General features: G+C 65.3%; 1 protein-coding gene. It reads left to right on the plus strand.

Features of this window, described 5'->3' with window-relative positions:
- The coding region (locus HMPREF3143_RS02965) for an FAD-dependent oxidoreductase (protein WP_175441105.1) at window positions 1-816 on the plus strand (816 nt) is incomplete at both ends.

Raw genomic sequence — 816 nt, forward strand, 5'->3', positions numbered from 1 at the left:
GTGTGCCGTCCAAGATCATGATCCGCGCCGCCCACATCGCCCATCTGCGCCGGGAAAGCCCATTCGACGGCGGCATGCCACCCACACCGCCGACGATCTTGCGCGAGCGGCTGCTGGCCCAGCAGCAGGCCCGTGTCGAAGAACTCCGTCATGCCAAGTACGAAGGCATCCTGGACGGCAATTCAGCCATCACCGTTCTGCACGGTGAAGCGCGTTTCAAGGACGACCAGAGCCTTATCGTTAGTTTGAACGAGGGTGGCGAGCGCGTCGTGATGTTCGACCGCTGCCTGGTCGCCACGGGTGCCAGCCCGGCGGTCCCGCCGATTCCGGGCTTGAAAGAGTCACCCTACTGGACTTCCACCGAGGCCCTGGCGAGCGACACCATTCCCGAACGCCTTGCCGTAATCGGCTCGTCGGTGGTGGCGCTGGAGCTGGCGCAAGCCTTTGCCCGGCTGGGCAGCAAGGTCACGGCCCTGGCGCGCAATACCTTGTTCTTCCGTGAAGACCCGGCCATCGGCGAGGCGGTGACAGCCGCTTTCCGTGCCGAGGGCATCGAGGTGCTGGAGCACACGCAAGCCAGCCAGGTCGCCCATATGGACGGTGAATTCGTGCTGACCACCACGCACGGTGAATTGCGCGCCGACAAGCTGCTGGTCGCCACCGGCCGGACACCGAACACGCGCAGCCTGGCATTGGAAGCGGCGGGGGTAGCCGTCAATGCGCAGGGGGCCATCGTCATCGACAAGGGCATGCGCACCAGTAGCCCGAACATCTACGCGGCCGGCGACTGCACCGACCAGCCGCAGTTCGTCTATG

It is taken from the genome of Enterobacter sp. HMSC16D10 (assembly GCF_001807145.1).
Classification (GTDB): domain Bacteria; phylum Pseudomonadota; class Gammaproteobacteria; order Enterobacterales; family Enterobacteriaceae; genus Enterobacter; species Enterobacter roggenkampii.